At 51.3% G+C, this 17,457-nt stretch carries 18 protein-coding genes and 1 tRNA gene; 8 read left to right on the top strand and 11 right to left on the bottom strand.

All coding sequences use genetic code 11. The features are described from left to right. Positions 1–122: 122 nt before the first annotated feature. The 4 genes from BN3003_RS19210 (at position 123) to BN3003_RS09445 (ending at position 3,767) form a co-directional block, all read left to right on the top strand. Positions 123–248 carry a hypothetical protein gene (locus tag BN3003_RS19210; protein ID WP_267886108.1) on the top strand — a complete coding sequence of 42 codons (126 nt, stop codon included), beginning with the start codon at positions 123–125 and terminating at the stop codon, positions 246–248. A gap of 226 nt (positions 249–474) precedes the next feature. Next, positions 475–765 carry a hypothetical protein gene (locus BN3003_RS09455; RefSeq protein ID WP_058356410.1) on the top strand — a complete coding sequence of 97 codons (291 nt, stop codon included), beginning with the start codon at positions 475–477 and terminating at the stop codon, positions 763–765. Between the two features lie 210 nt (positions 766–975). After that, positions 976–2,874: a molecular chaperone HtpG gene (gene htpG / locus BN3003_RS09450; RefSeq protein WP_058356409.1), complete on the top strand. Its 1,899-nt coding sequence runs from the start codon at positions 976–978 to the stop codon at positions 2,872–2,874. A 221-nt stretch (positions 2,875–3,095) separates the two neighbouring features. Then, positions 3,096–3,767, top strand: coding sequence for a HEPN domain-containing protein (locus BN3003_RS09445; RefSeq protein WP_058356408.1), 672 nt, complete (start codon positions 3,096–3,098; stop codon positions 3,765–3,767). A gap of 2 nt (positions 3,768–3,769) precedes the next feature. Here the strand turns inward: BN3003_RS09445 and BN3003_RS09440 are convergent, their stop codons facing one another. From BN3003_RS09440 to mltG, 7 genes are read right to left on the bottom strand one after another with little or no spacing between them, the layout of a single operon-like run. After that, positions 3,770–4,663, bottom strand: coding sequence for an endonuclease/exonuclease/phosphatase family protein (locus BN3003_RS09440; RefSeq protein ID WP_058356407.1), 894 nt, complete (start codon positions 4,661–4,663; stop codon positions 3,770–3,772). 2 nt (positions 4,664–4,665) lie between these two features. After that, positions 4,666–5,442 carry an MBL fold metallo-hydrolase gene (locus BN3003_RS09435; protein ID WP_058356406.1) on the bottom strand — a complete coding sequence of 259 codons (777 nt, stop codon included), beginning with the start codon at positions 5,440–5,442 and terminating at the stop codon, positions 4,666–4,668. Next, positions 5,439–6,221: a TatD family hydrolase gene (locus tag BN3003_RS09430; protein WP_058356405.1), complete on the bottom strand. Its 783-nt coding sequence runs from the start codon at positions 6,219–6,221 to the stop codon at positions 5,439–5,441. The genes BN3003_RS09435 and BN3003_RS09430 overlap by 4 nt, the downstream gene beginning before the upstream one ends. 5 nt (positions 6,222–6,226) lie before the next feature. After that, the gene (locus tag BN3003_RS09425) at positions 6,227–6,580 is read right to left on the bottom strand and encodes a PilZ domain-containing protein (protein ID WP_058356404.1); all 354 of its coding nucleotides are present in this window, start codon (positions 6,578–6,580) and stop codon (positions 6,227–6,229) included. 1 nt (position 6,581) lies between these two features. Then, the gene (gene holB, locus BN3003_RS09420; protein ID WP_058356403.1) at positions 6,582–7,559 is read right to left on the bottom strand and encodes a DNA polymerase III subunit delta'; all 978 of its coding nucleotides are present in this window, start codon (positions 7,557–7,559) and stop codon (positions 6,582–6,584) included. Continuing rightward, positions 7,556–8,230: a dTMP kinase gene (gene tmk / locus BN3003_RS09415; protein ID WP_058356402.1), complete on the bottom strand. Its 675-nt coding sequence runs from the start codon at positions 8,228–8,230 to the stop codon at positions 7,556–7,558. The genes holB and tmk overlap by 4 nt, the downstream gene beginning before the upstream one ends. Next, positions 8,196–9,185, bottom strand: a complete 990-nt coding sequence (gene mltG, locus BN3003_RS09410) for an endolytic transglycosylase MltG (RefSeq protein ID WP_058356401.1) — start codon at positions 9,183–9,185, stop codon at positions 8,196–8,198. Before mltG ends, tmk begins: the two co-directional genes overlap by 35 nt. Before the next feature lie 116 nt (positions 9,186–9,301). Here mltG and msrB point away from each other — a divergent pair, with 116 nt between their 5' ends. Together msrB and BN3003_RS09400 are read left to right on the top strand one after the other, a co-directional pair. Then, the gene (gene msrB / locus BN3003_RS09405) at positions 9,302–9,700 is read left to right on the top strand and encodes a peptide-methionine (R)-S-oxide reductase MsrB (RefSeq protein ID WP_058356400.1); all 399 of its coding nucleotides are present in this window, start codon (positions 9,302–9,304) and stop codon (positions 9,698–9,700) included. 460 nt (positions 9,701–10,160) lie between these two features. Then, positions 10,161–10,236: transfer RNA gene (locus tag BN3003_RS09400), tRNA-Ala, on the top strand. A gap of 268 nt (positions 10,237–10,504) precedes the next feature. Here BN3003_RS09400 and BN3003_RS09395 read toward each other — a convergent pair. From BN3003_RS09395 to BN3003_RS09380, 4 genes are read right to left on the bottom strand one after another with little or no spacing between them, the layout of a single operon-like run. Continuing rightward, positions 10,505–12,352: a family 2A encapsulin nanocompartment cargo protein cysteine desulfurase gene (locus BN3003_RS09395; protein WP_082625627.1), complete on the bottom strand. Its 1,848-nt coding sequence runs from the start codon at positions 12,350–12,352 to the stop codon at positions 10,505–10,507. Between the two features lie 16 nt (positions 12,353–12,368). Next, positions 12,369–13,298, bottom strand: a complete 930-nt coding sequence (locus BN3003_RS09390) for a family 2A encapsulin nanocompartment shell protein (protein ID WP_058356399.1) — start codon at positions 13,296–13,298, stop codon at positions 12,369–12,371. A gap of 24 nt (positions 13,299–13,322) precedes the next feature. Next, on the bottom strand, positions 13,323–14,303 hold the full coding sequence (gene epsC, locus BN3003_RS09385) for a serine O-acetyltransferase EpsC (protein ID WP_082625626.1): 981 nt from the start codon (positions 14,301–14,303) through the stop codon (positions 13,323–13,325). Between the two features lie 23 nt (positions 14,304–14,326). After that, positions 14,327–14,779, bottom strand: coding sequence for a rhodanese-like domain-containing protein (locus BN3003_RS09380; RefSeq protein ID WP_058356398.1), 453 nt, complete (start codon positions 14,777–14,779; stop codon positions 14,327–14,329). 385 nt (positions 14,780–15,164) lie between these two features. On the opposite strand from BN3003_RS09380, the gene BN3003_RS09375 reads away from it, so the two are divergent. Together BN3003_RS09375 and BN3003_RS09370 are read left to right on the top strand one after the other, a co-directional pair. After that, complete coding sequence (locus BN3003_RS09375) at positions 15,165–16,043, top strand: LysR substrate-binding domain-containing protein (protein ID WP_058356397.1); 879 nt, start codon at positions 15,165–15,167, stop codon at positions 16,041–16,043. Between the two features lie 190 nt (positions 16,044–16,233). Further along, the gene (locus BN3003_RS09370) at positions 16,234–17,457 is read left to right on the top strand and encodes an aromatic ring-hydroxylating oxygenase subunit alpha (protein WP_058356396.1); all 1,224 of its coding nucleotides are present in this window, start codon (positions 16,234–16,236) and stop codon (positions 17,455–17,457) included.

The raw sequence follows: 17,457 nt of genomic DNA, 5'->3' as shown, positions 1-17,457 counted from the left end.
CACAAATCGCTCCTATCAGCAATCTTTCATTTTAAGCCGCGGCAGGAGGATGTGATGTTGAGTGTCGAAGAACTGCGCCAACGCAAGCATCAATTGGAACTGGCGATTGCCCAGCTGAACAGGTGTTTGAGCATGAAACGGCGGTGGAAGTTGAGGATGTGTTGACCTTAGAACGTTGTGCCGCTGGCGCCCAAGCCACGGAACAACACACAGCTTATATTAAAGTGGAAACCCATTTGAACATGTAAAGTGGTGCCATCTTGAAGGGCTGAGCTTAAGGTCGCACGAGGGTGGCGTTTGTTGGTGAGGTTTATTTTTTTAAATAGATATAAACTAAGTTTGAGTATTAATAATATTGTGAATGAAATCAAGATATCATTCACACAAACATATTACCTAGTTGCGCCGGAAAGACTATAATCTGTGCCTTACACACAGATTGTCATTAAATTTTAACATTTAAAGAGCACGCCCATGAATGCTGCCATGAAAATTGCCAGAATGACTCTGGTTCAACCGTTTCACCCTACCGCCATCAGCACACCGCTGCTCAAACCCATGCCTAATTTGCGCAGCATGGGCAACCGCCAAGCGCATTTGGTGCAATTGTTTGCTGCTAAAATTGCGCTGCGTCAGCGTGAAATCGGTGCGGGTTTTTTGGTGTTTACCGAAAGTGGTGAGGTGAAGTATTACGAAGAAAGTTATTCGTTTACTGTGGCTCACTTGGCTGCGTTTACCAATATGCCGGTTTACAGCATCCATTGAGCCATACGTCATAGCAAAGCGTCCTGTAAAAGGCTGTTTTGTTATGTGTAGATTCAGTTTCCAAGCACAGCCATCTCGTATGGCTGTGTTGCGTTGGGTATTTACAGGCCGCCCATGACTGACTTTTGCTGCCCATCTTGAAATTCCCCAAATCCACCTTATCTAACTTTCATCTTGAATAATACTTGTTGTCAGCATACGAGGAACACGATGAAAGAAACCTTAAGTTTTCAAACCGAAGTCAAACAATTATTGCAGTTGATGATTCACTCTTTGTATTCTAACAAAGAGATATTCTTGCGCGAATTGATTTCCAATGCCGCTGATGCGACCGACAAATTGCGCTTTGAAGCATTGAACAATGCGGCTTTATTGGAAGATGATGGTGATTTGCACATTACCGTTACTTGCGATACCGCGGCAAAAACCATCACCATCACCGACAATGGCATAGGCATGAGCCGTGATGAGGTGATTGAAAACTTGGGTACCATCGCCAAATCAGGCACCAAAGCCTTTTTTGAACAACTGTCTGGCGATGCCAAAAAAGACGCCAATTTGATTGGTCAGTTTGGTGTGGGCTTTTATTCAGCATTTATCGTGGCCGATGAGGTGACAGTTGAAACGCGTCGCGCCGGTACAACCGCCGATACAGCCGTGCGTTGGATCAGCAAAGGCGATGGCGAATTTTCTATCGAAAACATCGAGCTGGCACAGCGCGGTACGGTGATTACCTTGCACATCAAAGAAGAAGATGCCGATTTGCTCAGCGATTGGACGCTGCGCCGCATCGTTACCACTTACAGCGACCACATTTCTGTGCCGATTTTGATGAAAAAAGCCCCGTCTTACGACGACGAAGGCAACATCACCCATTCGGATGAATTGGAAGCCGTGAACCAAGCGCAAGCCTTGTGGACACGCAGCAAAAATGACATCAGCGACGAGCAATACCAAGAGTTTTACAAACACATTTCACACGATTTCAACGATGCTTTGGCATGGACGCATTTCCGTGTCGAAGGCAAACACGAATACACCGGTTTGATGTATGTACCGAAAAATGCGCCGTTTGACATGTACGATCGCGAGCCAAAAGGCGGCGTGAAGCTGTATGTGAAGCGCGTGTTCATCATGGACGATGTGCAAAAATTGATGCCGATGTATTTGCGTTTCATCAAAGGCATTATTGATACCAATGATTTGCCTTTGAATGTGTCGCGTGAAATCTTGCAACAAAGCCGCGATTTGGATCAAATTCGCGCCGGCGCTGTGAAAAAAATCCTGTCCATGTTGGAAGACATCGCCAAAAACCGTGCTGAAGACTACAGCCAATTCTGGAATACCTTCGGTAGCGTGTTGAAAGAAGGCATAGGCGAAGATGCGGCCAATAAAGACAAGATTGCCGCTTTGAGCCGTTTTGCCTCCACGCACAACGATGATGCCGCCCAAACCGTGTCGTTGGCAGATTACATTGCGCGCATGAAAGAAGGCCAAGACAAGATTTACTACATCACTGCTGAGACGTATGCGGCGGCGAAAAACAGCCCACACTTGGAAATCTACCGCAAAAAAGGCATAGAAGTGTTGCTGTTGACCGACCGCATTGACGAGTGGGTGGTGGGCAGCTTGTTTGAATTTGAGGGCAAAAAACTCGCCAGCGTGTCCAAAGGCGAATTGGACTTGGGCAGCTTGGAAAACGAAGTCGACAAGGCCGAACAAGAAAAAGCCCAAGAAGCAGCCAAAGATGTGGTGGCCAAAATCAAGGCCGATTTGGGCGACAAAGTGGCCGATGTGCGCGCCACCACCCGTTTGACCGAAAGCCCTGCGTGTTTGGTGGTGGGTGAACACGACATGAGCCAAAACCTGCAACGCATGTTGGCAGCGGCCGGTGCGGCCGACCAATTGCCAGGCGCGAAACCGGTGTTGGAAATCAATCCTGAGCACGTGTTGGTGCAACGCTTGGCCAGTGAAGCCAATGGCGTGGTGCAAGCAGAATTGTCACAATTGCTGTACGACCAAGCTTTGCTCGCTGAAGGCGGCAAACTGGAAGACCCAGCCAGCTTTGTGAAACGCATGAACCAATTGTTGATTGCGGCACACGCATAATAGCTTGAACATGTGATAAGCGGCCTGTAAGTGTTTTACAGGCCGCTTTTTTATGTCTACAACAAGTAAGAGATGAGCTGTGTTTATTGTGATTGGCTGGGTGCTCGTGTTGTTTAAATGATGCGGGTCTGGCGCCGCGCTTGAAGCCGCCAACAATCTTGCGTATGTTATGAGTATTGAATATTCATCCCCTCGCTTTGATCACGCTTTGGAGAGTCTCTATGTTGGTGCAACAGCATGCAAATCATTCATTAAACACGGTAGAAGAACAATACCATCAAGTTAAAACGGCGTTAAGTGAGCCGGTACGGCTGCGTTTACACCGCAGTTTGAGTTGGTTAAAACAGGCTGAGCACAGCGACGATTTGGACATGAAATTCATGTGTTTGTGGGTGGCTTTCAATGCCGCTTACGCCATTGATGCCCAAAATCATTTGCCTGCCGCGGATAAAATCGGTTTTCGCGATTTCTTACAGCGCATTTGCAGCGTGAACAATCAGCACATTTACCAATTGGTGTGGCAAACCTATTCGGCCAGCATCCGCACTTTATTGGATTCCAAATACGTGTTTCAGCCATTTTGGAACCATCACAATGGTTTGCTGAGCGAGGAGGCGTGGCAAGAGCAATTTGCGGCGGCGCGGCGCAAAAGCCATAAAGCCTTGCAAGAGCAAGACACTTCAAGCGTGTTGCTGGTGGTGTTTGAGCGTTTGTATACCTTGCGCAATCAGATTTTTCATGGTGGTGCCACCCATGCGAGCAAGGTCAATCGGGCGCAATTGAAAGATGCCAATCGCATCTTAAGCGACATGTTGCCATTGTTTTTGCAGGTGATGTTGAGCAAGCCCAATGAGGGCTTGTGGGGCAAACCGTATTATCCGGTGGTGGATTGAGTTTACCAGCGTGCGATGACAGGTCGGTGGTCTGAGCCCAGCCACGGACCATACGTTACTGTAGCGGTGTGTTTGGAGCGCCGCAAGATGTGGTCTATGCCGATTAAGCCGGGGCGCCAAGTGGGCATGGCGCGTGGGGCTTGTAAATTCAGGCCGCTGTCTTGGATGAATTGGCGGAACGAGGGTGCAAACGCGCTGTTGTTCATGTCGCCCATCACCAAAACCTCGCCTGATTCTTGTGCCACTTGCGCGGCTATGTCTTGCAACACACGGTCGCGCTCCTTGGCCAAAAAGGCAGAAATCGGTGGCGGTGGGTGCATGGCATACACCACGCGGCCATTGCCCAATTGCGCGCGTATGGCGGGGAAGCGGTACAGGCTGCCGTATTGCAAGACCTCGCAAGAGCTTAATGGCTGTTTGGACAATAGGATTAAGCCAAAAGGGCTGTCATCCAAACGCTCACAACCATAGGGATAAGCGGCCTGTAAATGTTGGGTGATGCCCATCAACGGCGTGGCTTCGGTGAGAAACACCACATCGGCTTGTTGCTGCAACAGCCAGTTGAAATCGGCTTCGGTCTGCGGATTATTGATATAGAGGTTGTAGCTGATAAAGCGTTGTGCGGCGGGTGAGGAGGGCTTGTTGGCCGCGGTCGGTGTGAACATCCAGACAGCCAACGCCGCTGCTGTCAAACCAAACAACAGCCGTTGCACATGTTGGCGACTCGATAGGGCACCGAATACCAGCAGCACTGCGTAGACAGGCACAAAATGGCTGAACAATTCCAATAGCCAATAATGGCGGCCCAATTCACCGAGTAACAGCGCAGCCAAACTGGCGTAAGCCAAAAACAGCCAGCATTTGCGCATAAAACTCAGTAAACGCCGGCTGTTCATGTTTACAGGCCGCTTGTGACGGTAAGACCGTCGTAAGCGACGGCGACGCGCTCAGGGCAGCGTGCCATCAATTCGTGGTATTCCAAGCGGTGGGTCATGTGGATGAGGTAGGTTTGTTGGGCATTGATGCGCTGGGCAAACGCAAATGCTTGCTCCACGCTCAAATGGCTGGGGTAGGCATGGTCCATCAAACAATCCAAAAACAAATAATCCAAACCTTGTAATTGGTCTATTACTTCGTCGCTGATGTCGTTCAAATCGGTGAGCCAGGCGATGTTGCCGATGCGAAACGCTGAAATCGTCCAGCGCCCATGCGGCACATTAAACGCTTGCACCGGCAATCCCGCAATGGTTTGAGCGGCCTGTAAGCCTTGCGCTTTCAGTACCGGCTTGTCCCAAAATTCACGCGGCTCTAAAAACGCATAATCGAAGCGGCTTTGCATGTTCGCCAGCGTGAAACCATTTCCATACACTGGGATGGCGGCTTTTTGCTTGTAGCAAAACGCGCGCAAATCATCGACGCCGTTTAAGTGGTCGGCATGCGGATGGGTGTACAACACCGCATCGATGTGGGGGATGCGTGCGCGCAAGGCTTGGGCACGAAAATCGGTGCCGGTGTCGATGACGATGGAAGCGCCATCATCGCTGCTCAGCCAAGCCGAACAGCGGCTGCGCTTGTTTTCAGGTGCAGTGCTTAAGCAAGTGTCGCAATCGCAATTGATGACTGGGCAGCCGGAAGAGCTGCCACAGCCGAGCACGGTCAGCGTGAGTGTGCTCATGCTGCTGCCTCATCGATGCGCGGTACTTTATTGAACAAGCGGTAGAAATTGTCGCAAGTATAGCGTTCCACTTCGGCCACGCTGTCGCCGCGCAACTGCGCCAAAAAATCGGCGGTATAGCGCACATAAGCAGGTTCGTTGGGTTTGCCACGTTTGGGCACCGGCGCCAAATACGGCGCATCGGTTTCCACTAAGATGCGGTCTTGCGGCACGAATTGGGCGGCTGCTTGGATTTGCTGGGCATTTTTAAAGGTCAAAATGCCGGAGAAAGAGATGTAAAAGCCCAAATCCAGAGCCTCTCGCGCAAAGTCCACGTCTTCGGTGAAGCAGTGAATCACGCCGGCCTCGGCCCGTTCTTCGCGCAACAAGCGCAAGGTGTCTGCGCCGGCATCGCGCGTGTGCACCACCAATGGCAGTTTGGTGGCATTGCTCGCTTGAATGTGGGTGCGAAAGCGTTGGTGTTGCCAAGTCAAATCGCCTTGGCACCAATGGTAATCCAAACCGGTTTCGCCTATGCCCACCACTTTGGGGAGGGAGGCGGCCTGTATCATTTCTTCCAAGCTGAATTCGGCCGCGCTTTCTTCATCGGGATGCACGCCTATGGTGCAATAAATGTTGGCATGGGCGTCGGCCAAGGCTTGGACTTGCGCATAAGTGTCGCGGCTGACGCTGATGGCCAAGGCTTGGCGGATGTTGTTGTCGTGCATGTTTGCCAATACTTCAGGCAAACGCGCCACCAAATCGGGGAAATTGAGGTGGCAATGTGAATCTATTAACATGGTGTCTAAATCGTGTAAGTGGGGCGGGGTAAATCCAATAAGCCGGCGAGGCTGTTTTCAATGTAATGGCGTGCTTGTTTGGCGGTATCGCTGTTGTCAAAGGCCAATCCCACACCGCGAGGACGGGTGGTGCTGCCGCGCACGGGATTGATCCAGCACACCGTGGTTTTGAGCGGGAAGCGGTCGGCTGCTTCGCCCACTTCCAATACCAATAACACTTCATCGCCCATCTTGAAATCATCATCAGAGGGAATAAAGATGCCTCCATGGTTGAGGAAGCTCATGTAAGAATTGTAAATGCTGGTACGGTCTGATAAAGCGACTTGCACCATCTTGCCGGGAACTTGCGGTTGTGACATGTTAATTCGCCTCTTTATGCGTAATCAGGTTTAGGTAATCGATGCTGATGTCTTCCAATTGTAGCTTAACATTCAAAGTGTGTTGGCCAAATGGCATCAATTTGTGCAATTTGTCGACCAATTGTTGCCACAAATACGGCGAATGTGTCGCCAAGGCCGACAGGCCACTTTGTTGCTCAGGATAATACAATGCCGGCAAACCTTGGCGGCTAAGCCCCAAGTCGACCAACCATTTGTACAACCAATCCAAAGCCTCGCCCAGTGGGCGTTTGTGTTTATCAAATTCGGCGGCAAAATCCAATAAGGCCAATAAGCGCGGCTTGGCCAAGACCGCCAACCACTGCGCGCGCAAGTCTTGCAAACTGGCGTCTTCTTGCAATAAAGGCGCACCGGCTTGAAACGCCAATTGTGCGGTGCTGAGGCTTAAGCCTTGCTCTTGCACATATGCCAGCGCCACAGATGCGGGCGGCGTGGGCAGATGCCACACTTGCAAACGGCTTAAAATGGTCGGCAGCAAGCGCTCGCTGTGGTGCGAAACCAAGATGAACACCACATTGGCAGGCGGCTCTTCCAGTATTTTCAACAAGGCATTGGCGGCCTGTAAATTCAAGGCTTCGGCTGGCTCAATGATGATGACCCGGCGACCGCCTTGGTGGCTGCTCAATTGTGCAAACGCCAACACCTCACGCACCGCATCCACTTTGATTTGCAACAGCTTGCGCGCATTGCCGTCTTCGCTTTCAGGACGCATCACCATGCAATCGGGGTGGCTGTGTTGGCCGAACAGATGACAAGCAGAACACATGCCACAAGCGTTTTTGTGCGCATCGACGTGCTCACATAACAAGGCTTGTGCCAAGTGTTCGGCAAACGCCCATTTGCCCGTGCCTTGTTGGCCGCTGAGCAAGATGGCATGCGGCAAAGCGTGCCAACGCTGTTGCACTTGTTGCCAAACCATTTGTTGCCATGGGTAAATCATGCTTGTGCATCCGTGCGTGCGTGGTCGAATAATTGCGCCACCGCTGCGACCACATCGGCGCTGACCACGGCTTTGTCGCGGTGGGCATCAATGAGGGCATAGCGCGCGGGTGCGGCCAAAGCGCGTTGTTGGTAAGCACTGCGCACACGCGTAAAAAAATCGGCTTGTTCTTGCTCAAAGCGGTCTTTTTCGCGCGATTTTTCGATGCGCCCCATAGACACTTCCAACGGCACATCCAATAACAAGGTCAAATCGGGTTGTAAGCCGGCCTGTACCCATGTTTCCAAGGCTTCAATTTGGTGCCACGGCAGACCACGACCACCACCTTGATAGGCAAAGGTCGCATCGGTAAAGCGGTCGCTGATGACGTGTGTGCCTTGCGCCAAGGCAGGCAAAATCACGTCTTGCAGGTGTTGCTGACGCGCGGCAAACATCAGCAGACACTCGGTTTCATTGCTGATGTCGGTGGCTGGGTCGAGCAATAAGGCACGCAAGGATTCACCCAAGGGCGTGCCACCCGGTTCACGCGTCATCACAAAAGGCAAATCTTGCTGTTCAAACCACGCTTGTATGGCTTGCAAATGCGTGGTTTTGCCGGCGCCGTCTATCCCATCCAAGCTGATGAACAAGCCTCGCTTAGCGTTTGCGGATGTATTTGTTGACGGCTTCATTGTGTTCCTTTAAATCGTGGCTGAAATAACTCTCACCTGTGCTGTCCATTTTCGACACAAAATACAGGTATTTTTCTGAGGATGGGTGGGCTGCTGCTTCCAAGGCCGCGGTGCTGGGCAAGGAAATCGGTGTTGGTGGCAAACCATCAATCACATAGGTATTGTAAGGGGTAGGGCGGCGCAAATCCGAACGGCGGATGCGGCCATTGTAAGCGTCGCCCATGCCATAAATCACGGTAGGGTCGGTTTGCAAGCGCATACCAGTGCGCAAACGGTTGACAAACACCGCCGACACATTGGCCCTGTCGTCAGGATGGGCGGTTTCTTTTTCAATGATGCTGGCCATGATTAACAATTCATACGGCGTTTTGTATGGCAAATCGCCTTGTCTGTCGTCCCATGCGTCTTGCAATTGGCCTTGCATTTTGTCATAAGCGGTTTTGTACAAATCCATATCGCTCATGCCGGGTGTGTATTCATAGGTGTCTGGGAAGAACAAGCCTTCAGGATGTTCGGCTGTTTGCTTAGGGTCTAAGCGCTTGATGATGGCTTGCGCAGACAGGCCTTTGGCATCGTGTTCCAAATGCGGTAATTGGCTGATGATGGCGCGCATGTCGCCAAACGTGCTGCCCTCAGGAATGCGCACAAACAAGCTGTCGGGATTGCCCGCCAATTTTTGCAAAATGCTCCAAGTGGAAATGCTTTCCGGCAAACGGTATTGCCCCGGACGCACCTGACTGCGACCCAATAAAGTGCTGCTTAACACCAAGAATGGGCGGCTGTAAATCAAGCCTTTTTCATCCAATTGGCGGCTTAAGCTGGAAATTGAATCGCCTTTTTTCACCAAGATGCGTTCAGTACCACTGTTGCTTTTGGGCAAAAACAACAATAATGCGAAAATTGCTACCATGGTGGCAACCGTTGCTGCTACCACCACCATCCATTTTTTAGCCATAATGACTCATTCTGTAATCTAAAACTAAGTATCTAAAACCATTGCCAACCTCTTATCGAGTTGCTTGCAATACGAGTGTAACGATTGGCAGACGGGCGATAGAAAGGATTATCACCATGGAAAAAATCCACAAAACCAATGCCGAATGGCGCGAGCTGCTACCAGACGACGTGTATTATATAACGCGAGAGGCTGGGACTGAACGCCCATATACAGGCCGCTACAATGAATTTTACGAAAGTGGCGACTATCGCTGCGCTTGTTGCGATGCCTTATTGTTTACCGACCAAAGCAAATTCGACAGCCATTGCGGCTGGCCGGCGTTTTTTGCCGAAGCCGAGCCTGATGCCACTTACCGCATCGTCGACCGCAGCCACGGCATGGTGCGCGAAGAAGTGCGCTGCAGCCGTTGCGATGCGCATTTAGGCCATGTGTTCCCCGATGGCCCACCGCCCACAGGTGAGCGTTATTGCATCAATTCTTTGGCTATGACGTTTGTGGGCAAAGACGCATAACACCCCAAACAGCCAATGAAAGCGGCCTGTAAACAGCTAACAGATGTTTACAGGCCGCTTGATTTGGATACCGAGCTTCAAAGCAAGCGCTATCTGACTCGGTATTCACCCGTATTCTTTCTTGGACTGCACTGAAATAAGAGGCTGGACTTTGCCGCGAGTTAAGCGCAAGGCGGCCTGTAAACTAACTACAGCCAACTTAGACCATTGGACAGTACACTGAGAGTGTGTTGATTGAACGCCTAATAAGCTTTTGCAGCCATGAACTGGGAAAACGCTAATCTGTAAATCACGGTTGAGAGCGGCTTGGCGAAGCTTGGTAAGAAAAAAGATGAAATCAAGGCAAAGAAAATATGCAGTCACATCATGGCTTTATTGTTGTGCTGCAAAAAATCGGGTGATTTTGCGGTTGCAAGTGTTTGCAATTTTAAAAAATGCTGATAATATGCACATCTCTTACGGGGGTATAGCTCAGTTGGTAGAGCGCTTGCATGGCATGCAAGAGGTCAGCGGTTCGATCCCGCTTACCTCCACCAAGATTCTAAAAAGCCTGACTTTACAGTCAGGCTTTTTTCATGCGTGTTGTTGACGCTTATTTGTCCCAATGGGTGTCTGTGATGGCTTACCGTGCGGGTTTGTACGGTTTCTTACAAGTTCTGTCTGTTTTCATATCCCCGTTTTCCGTGCTTCTTTGCTGACGGCTGCAGTGCCGCATGCATCACAGCATCAGACGCATAAAAAAACTGCCCAAACTTCTGGGCAGCGAACAGAGAAGAAAACTGAAGAGCAGAGTTCATGGCAACATCAATGGCGTTGGCGCTGCAGGCTGCGTATGCTGTCCAGCAATAAATCAATTTCTGCATGGGTGTTGTAAAACGCCAGCGATGGGCGCACGGTTTGTTCGACGCCAAAACGGCGCAATATCGGCTGCGCGCAGTGGTGGCCAGTGCGCACGGCAATACCGCGGCGATTCAGGTATAGCCCCACTTCATCGGTGCTAAAGCCTTGTAAGGTGAAAGACAAGACGCTGGCTTTGTCGGCGGCGGTGCCAATTAAACGCAAGCCATGGATGCTGCGCAAATGATTGGTCGCATACCCAAGCAAATCATGCTCGTATTGGTTGATGGCGTCCAAGCCGATGTTTTCGATGTATTCCAAAGCACTGGCCAAACCGACGGCATCGGCGATGTTGCCGGTACCGGCTTCAAAACGTGTCGGTGGCAAGTGGTATTGCGTGTGCTCAAACGTGACATCGGCAATCATATTGCCGCCTTGCCACGGGCCAGTGGCTTCCAATATCTGTTTCTTACCATACACCACGCCTATGCCGGTGGGGCCGAACACTTTGTGGCCGGAAAACACCAGAAAATCCGCATCGAGGACTTGCACTTGGGTTTTGATGTGGGCGATGGATTGCGCCGCATCGACCAATACTTTGGCGCCGACTTGGTGAGCCAAATCAATGATGGCTTGGGTCGGGGTAACCGTGCCTAAGGCATTCGATACTTGGGTAATCGCCACCAATTTGGTTTTAGGACTGAGCAATTTTTGGTATTCAGCCAGCAGGATTTGACCATCGTCATCAACGGGGATGACTTTGATTTTGGCGCCGCTGCGCTGTGCCAGCATTTGCCATGGCACGATGTTGGCATGGTGTTCCAGATGCGAAATCACAATCTCATCGCCGGCATGGATGTTTTCACTGCCCCAAGTGTTGGCAACCAAATTGATTGCTTCGGTGGTGCCGCGCACAAAGATGATTTCTTCGGTCGAGGCCGCGCCGATGAAACGGCGCACGGTTTCGCGGGCATGTTCGTAAGCATCGGTGGCGCGGGCGGCCAATTCATGGGCGGCGCGGTGGATGTTGGAATTTTCATGTGCATAAAAATAGGCCAAGCGGTCTATGACCACTTGGGGCTTGTGGGTGGTGGCAGCATTGTCTAACCACACCAATGGATGACCATTGACCCGTTCTTTGAGGATGGGAAAGTCATTGCGGATGCGTTCAATCGGAAACGCACTGCCGCCATAGGTTTTGGACGTGGCCAAGACCAGCTCGTTGGGGGCAAAGTAAAAGCCGGATGAGTTGTCACTATGGGTGGTGTGTGCAGGGCTTAAGATGCGGCCTGTAAGCACATCAGAAGCGTGTTGATTGGGGACAGACACCTCCGGCGCGGGGCGACCTTGACCCAGCGGCGTATCGGCCAAAAAGCCGAATTGTTGGGTATTGTCGCTCAGCAAGTTGCGGCTGGGGATGAGCGGAATGCTGTGGGTGAAATCGGTGTTTTGGGACGTGTGTGGTGTGCTGAATGGCTGCAAATCGGTGTTGGCAGCTTGTGGACTCAATTGCGGTGTGTAGCCGCTTACCGATGCGGCCTGTAAAGCAGCAGGAGCGGTGTATTGTTGGGCCGCATTGCTGTGCAGTGGCCAGTGTTCAGGCGTGTTGTGTCCAGCGTTGGCGGCATGATTGTGCCATACATGTTGCGGCGCATTGGCATATTGTGTTGCGGTGTTGGTGTTCGCCGTGTCCGCTGCATCTTGGTTGGGCGCGGCTTTGAACAAGCTGTTGGCCAGTTGTTCGATTAAAGCCAATGGTGGTGAACTGGCGTCAGGCAAGGGCTTGCCTGACGTCAAGTGTGTCAAAGTCGTCATGACCTAAGCCCCTTGTTTATTTGTATTCGTGCTTGTATTCGTAGTATTTGTCGATTTCGACGTCTTCCAATACCGCCAACGCATCTTTGGATTGCACCGCCAATGAGCAATACAGCGAAATCAGGTAAGACGAAATCGCATTGCGGTCTATGCCCATAAAGCGCACCGACAAACCGGGCGATTGCTCACCGGGCAAATTCGGTTGGAACAAGCCGACCACGCCTTGGCGTTTCTCTCCCACACGCAACAGCAGAATTTTGGTTTTGCCATCGGCCAGCGGCACTTTGTCGCTTGGTATCAGCGGAATGCCGCGCCAAGTGAGAAATTGCGAACCAAACAAGCTCACGGTAGGAGGCGGTACGCCGCGACGCGTGCACTCGCGACCAAACGCGGCAATCGCCAACGGATGGGTCAAGAAAAAAGCCGGCTCTTTCCATACCTTGGTCAACAATTCATCCAAATCATCAGGCGTCGGTGCGCCAGTGAGCGGATACACCACTTGATCGGGATGGACATTGGCGAGCAAACCATAATCGGCATTGTTGATCAGCTGAGCTTCTTGGGTTTCTTTGACCGTTTCGATGCTGACCCGCAATTGCTCTTTGATTTGGTCAAATGGGCTGCTGTACAAATCGCTGATGCGGGTATGGATGTCGACGATGGTGCTGACCGAGTTCAAAAAATACTCGCGCGGCGCCGCATCGTAATCGGCATAAATCGTTGGCAATTCTGACTGATCGCGTTTGGAGCATTTCACATCCAATTCTTCAGCATTGCTGACCTTGTTTAAGCGGTAAATGCCGGCTTCAACAGGTATCCATTGCAGCAATAAGGTCAGCCAACGTGGTGAGATGGTTTCCAGTATGGGCGCGGTTTTGGTGGCGTTGGCAAGCTGTCTTGCTGCGCTGTCGCCCAGCGCCAATTGTGGATCAGACGTTTCAGACATGGGTAGTGCTCCTGTACAGTAGGTTTAAATGCCGGCGCCGTTGATGAACACTTCATCTGGGCTAGCGTTGCGGGTAATGGCTTGGGAAATTTGGCTGCCCGGTGGGGTGCTGTGGGTGAGCCACACATTGCCACCGATGACCGAGGCTTTGCCTATGGTGATGCGACCGAGTATGGTGGCACCGGCATAAATCACCACCTCGTCTTCGATGATCGGATGGCGCGCTTGGCCTTTGTGCAAATAGCCGTTTTCGCCCTCGGTAAAGCGTTTTGCACCCAAAGTCACTGCTTGATAAATGCGCACATTGTTGCCAATGATGGCGGTTTCACCGATGACCACGCCGGTGCCATGGTCGATGAACAAACCAGAGCCAATTTGCGCACCGGGGTGTATGTCTATGCCGGTTTTGCTGTGGGCATGTTCAGCGATGATGCGTGAGACGATGGGCAGGTTTTGCTGATAAAAGAAATGCGCCAAACGGTAGTGCACGATGGCATTCCAACCGGGGTAGCTTAAGATGATTTCATCGGTGCTTTTGGCGGCAGGGTCGCCGCGTAAAGCGGCCAGTAAATCCTCTTCCAACGTGCTGCGTATCTGCGGCAAGGCTTGCAGCAATTGCGACAAGATGTGGGCGATGTGTTGCTGGGTTTCGGTAAAGTCGATTAAGCCGCCATTAAGTGTGGCGCGGTGGTGCAATTCCAAACCGATTTGCTGTTGCAAATCCAAGCTGGCTGTGAGCAAATGTTTGCGCACAAAATGGTCTTCATTGACGGTACTGGGGTTGATGCGCCCCAAACGCTGTGGAAACAGCGCCAGTTTCAAATTGTCTATGGCGGCAATAATCGTTTCAGGCACGGGCAAGGCAACGTGATTGAATTCGCCGCGGCCTTGGATGCTGCTCCATTGTTGGCGTATGGCTTTCAAATCGGCTACAGCCAAGTCCAAATCCAGATTCAGGTGTGGGGTAGCCGCGTGTGCGGCGGTGGTGGTTTTGGTTTGAGACATGGGATTTCCTCGCAATAGGGGGTTTAGGCTTGTACCCAAGGCAGTTTGTGAAAACGCCAACCATTGAAACGGCCGCGCTGTTCGCTGGCATCCAAATCGCCTTCAAAACCTTCGGCGATGCTGTATACCTGTGTAAAACCGGCCTTCACGGCTTCTTCTGCCGCCAAAGCCGAGCGTTTGCCACTGCGGCACAACAAAAACACCACGCTGTTCACATCGGCTTTGGCGGCCAATTCGCGCACAAAGCGCGGATTGCGATTGAGTTTGGTGCCATTGGCCCAAGCCACATGCAAACTGCCTGGCACATGGCCGACAAACACCCGCTCTTCGGCGCTGCGCACATCGACCAATATTGCTTGTTTGTCGCTCAACCACTGCCATGCGGTGAGTGGATGGATTTCGCCGCCGTTTGCTGGCAAAGCGTTGCTGTGGTGCTCCAAGAAATCTTTGTTTTTTAACTGCAATACTGGCGACATGTCGCACCCCGTTTGGCTTGGTTCAGAAGATGAAACCATGCTAGCAGTGATGATTTTGCTTAAAAAAGAATATTAATTAATTTTTATATATCTAAAAAATATATTGAGCGTGTAAGCCAAGCTGCATGCGGCTTGATGGGTGCAATAGGTGTGGTGTAAAAGTGAAAACAAGGGCTTAAAGTGTGGAAAAACACGTTCTTGGCAGGGAATAAACAGCACTTTGAGGTGGAGACAGCATGATAAGCGGCCTGTAAACAGCAGCAATGCATTTACAGGCCGCTTATCCCTTGTCTTGATGGCGGCTTACGGCTTAGACTGGCCCACATCTGGCAGCGCTGTGTCGGCGCGATGCCTATTGCGTGTTGTGTTTTGAATCAGGATGCTTATGCAAGTCCCTCTTTTAAATGCCTTAAAAACCTTTACCGTGTCGGCGCAGCGCTTGAATTTCACCAAGGCTTCGGAAGACTTGTTGGTGTCGCCGTCGGCCATCAGCCACCAAATCAAGATTTTGGAAGAGTATTTGGGCTGCAAATTGTTTTTGCGCAAAAACCGTTCGCTCGAGCTCACTGAGCAAGGTTTGTTTTTGTTCAACCGTTTGCAGCGGCCGTTTTACGAAATCAACCAAGCGCTGAGCGAATTGCGCATGCCGCATGGCAAAAGCCGCATCAATCTGTCGCTGCGGCCGTTTGTATCGAGCATGTGGTTTACCAAGCAATTGGGCGATTTGTGGCGCCAGCATCCGGGCATAGAAATCAATTTGATCCACAGCTTGCAAGCACCGGATTTTTTTCGCGACAACATCAATTTCGCCATCGTCTGGGGCAAGCAAGGTGATTGGCCGCACTTACACACCTTGCCCATCATCCCCGGCAACCTCACGCCCGTGTGTTCGCCGGCGTATTTGCAGCAATACGGCCCGATTGCCCAGCCCAGCGATTTGAACCAACACATTTTGATACATGAAGAAAACCATTTGGGCTGGCAACAATGGCTGTATCTGGCCACAGGTCAAGACATGCAGGCGAGCAAAGGCTTTCACATCGACGACACCAATGTGCGCATGAATGCGGTGTTGAATGGGCAAGGGGTGATGCTTGGTTGTCCGGCTTTGTTACAGCCTTTGCTCGAGCAAGGCGAGATGGTGCGTTTGTTTGACGTGTGCTTGGACGAATACGCGTATTTTCTGGCTTATCCAAAAGAGGCCAATCTCAGCCGCCAAGAGCAGGATTTCATAGCTTGGGTGGCTTCCATTGCCTTGACTTAAGGCTTTAGCGACGCATTCAGACAGTTACAGGCCGCTTGCAGACATGCAAGCGGTTTTTTTGCCTTCAAAAAAACTCATCCATCCATCAAATTTCCTCAATTTTCAAGACGGGGCTTCTGTCGCATGATGGCTACACAGAAAACAACAGCCCCAAGCGGCACCCGAATACTGCCTCAGAGGAGAAACCGACATGAATACCGTATTGCGCTCACCGATAGCGATTGAAGAATTTGACAGCAGTTTCTTTGCCCAAGAAACCGACGAAGTGTATGCCTTGCCGCCAGCATGTTTTACCGATGAGGCCTTTTTCCAATTTGAATTGAATGCGGTGTGGAAGAAACAGTGGTTTTGTGTTGGCCGTGCCAACGACATTCCCAAAGCCGGCGATTACTTCACGTTTGAAGTGGGCGACGATGCCTTGTTGGCAATACGCACCCGTGAAGGTCACGTCAATGTGTTATCGAATGTGTGCCGCCACCGCAATATGCTGTTGCTCGAAGGCGCGGGCAATGTGCGCCGCATCAGCTGCCCTTTGCATGCATGGGTGTACAACATGGAAGGCGAATTGGTGTCTGCCCCCGGATTGACCGACTCAGGTGCCGATTTCGACCCGAAAAGCGTGTGTTTGCCGAAAATCCGCACCGAGGTGTGGGAAGGTTTTGTGTTCATCACTTACGACGCTTTGGCGCCGAGCTTGAGCAGCCGTTTGGGGCATTTGGCCACGCAATTGTCCAATTACCGCATGAGAGATTTGTACGCGTCTGAACCATTAAAAATGGAAAGCTTCGATTGGAACTGGAAGATTTTCAATGACGAGTGTTACCACTGCAGCTTCTTGCACGCCTCGTCTTGGGGGGCGATGTACGACACCCGTCCTGATACCGTCGATGAACACGTCGCCTTCAATGATTTGCCCAATGGCATCGTTTCTTACAATTTGATTTCACCGCACATGGACGCGGCGCCCACCAATACCGGTTCAATTTTGCAACCGCCTATGGACGGCTTGACCGAGCAAGAGCGCACGCAATTGTCGTATGTGACCATCGCACCGAATCTGCTGTTGGTGGCGATGCCAGACAAGGTCAAATACTTCATGTGGCTGCCTAAGAGCGCCAACCAATCGACGTATGGCGTGTCGTGGTTATACCCACAATCGACCTTGGAACGCGATGACCATTTGGAAAAATTCCACACCGAGCACGACGATTTGTATCCGGTGATGATAGAGGACTTGTTTGCATGGCGCCGTTCGCACATGGGCATGAAATCGCAGTTTTCATCGCGCGGTCGTTTGACCAACCAAGAGCTGGTGATCAAGCGTTTGCAAAACTGGTTGATTGAACAATATCGCGCCGAAGATGCCCGTGCTGCCAAACAGCAAGCGGTATTGCCCATTGAAGCCATCGCTTGA

Source organism: Vitreoscilla massiliensis, assembly GCF_001457815.1.
GTDB lineage: Bacteria > Pseudomonadota > Gammaproteobacteria > Burkholderiales > Neisseriaceae > Vitreoscilla > Vitreoscilla massiliensis.
Note: the sequence above shows the minus strand (reverse complement) of the source record. Positions and strands in the feature narration are given on the sequence as shown.

Bases quoted from the DNA above. Each gene is read 5' to 3' on its own strand.
- BN3003_RS09455 (WP_058356410.1), top strand. From the start codon at position 475: ATGAATGCTGCCATGAAAATTGCCAGAATGACTCTGGTTCAACCGTTT.
- htpG (WP_058356409.1), top strand. From the start codon at position 976: ATGAAAGAAACCTTAAGTTTTCAAACCGAAGTCAAACAATTATTGCAG.
- BN3003_RS09445 (WP_058356408.1), top strand. From the start codon at position 3,096: ATGTTGGTGCAACAGCATGCAAATCATTCATTAAACACGGTAGAAGAA.
- BN3003_RS09440 (WP_058356407.1), bottom strand. From the start codon at position 4,663: ATGAACAGCCGGCGTTTACTGAGTTTTATGCGCAAATGCTGGCTGTTT.
- BN3003_RS09435 (WP_058356406.1), bottom strand. From the start codon at position 5,442: ATGAGCACACTCACGCTGACCGTGCTCGGCTGTGGCAGCTCTTCCGGC.
- BN3003_RS09430 (WP_058356405.1), bottom strand. From the start codon at position 6,221: ATGTTAATAGATTCACATTGCCACCTCAATTTCCCCGATTTGGTGGCG.
- BN3003_RS09425 (WP_058356404.1), bottom strand. From the start codon at position 6,580: ATGTCACAACCGCAAGTTCCCGGCAAGATGGTGCAAGTCGCTTTATCA.
- holB (WP_058356403.1), bottom strand. From the start codon at position 7,559: ATGATTTACCCATGGCAACAAATGGTTTGGCAACAAGTGCAACAGCGT.
- tmk (WP_058356402.1), bottom strand. From the start codon at position 8,230: ATGAAGCCGTCAACAAATACATCCGCAAACGCTAAGCGAGGCTTGTTC.
- mltG (WP_058356401.1), bottom strand. From the start codon at position 9,185: ATGGCTAAAAAATGGATGGTGGTGGTAGCAGCAACGGTTGCCACCATG.
- msrB (WP_058356400.1), top strand. From the start codon at position 9,302: ATGGAAAAAATCCACAAAACCAATGCCGAATGGCGCGAGCTGCTACCA.
- BN3003_RS09395 (WP_082625627.1), bottom strand. From the start codon at position 12,352: ATGACGACTTTGACACACTTGACGTCAGGCAAGCCCTTGCCTGACGCC.
- BN3003_RS09390 (WP_058356399.1), bottom strand. From the start codon at position 13,298: ATGTCTGAAACGTCTGATCCACAATTGGCGCTGGGCGACAGCGCAGCA.
- epsC (WP_082625626.1), bottom strand. From the start codon at position 14,303: ATGTCTCAAACCAAAACCACCACCGCCGCACACGCGGCTACCCCACAC.
- BN3003_RS09380 (WP_058356398.1), bottom strand. From the start codon at position 14,779: ATGTCGCCAGTATTGCAGTTAAAAAACAAAGATTTCTTGGAGCACCAC.
- BN3003_RS09375 (WP_058356397.1), top strand. From the start codon at position 15,165: ATGCAAGTCCCTCTTTTAAATGCCTTAAAAACCTTTACCGTGTCGGCG.
- BN3003_RS09370 (WP_058356396.1), top strand. From the start codon at position 16,234: ATGAATACCGTATTGCGCTCACCGATAGCGATTGAAGAATTTGACAGC.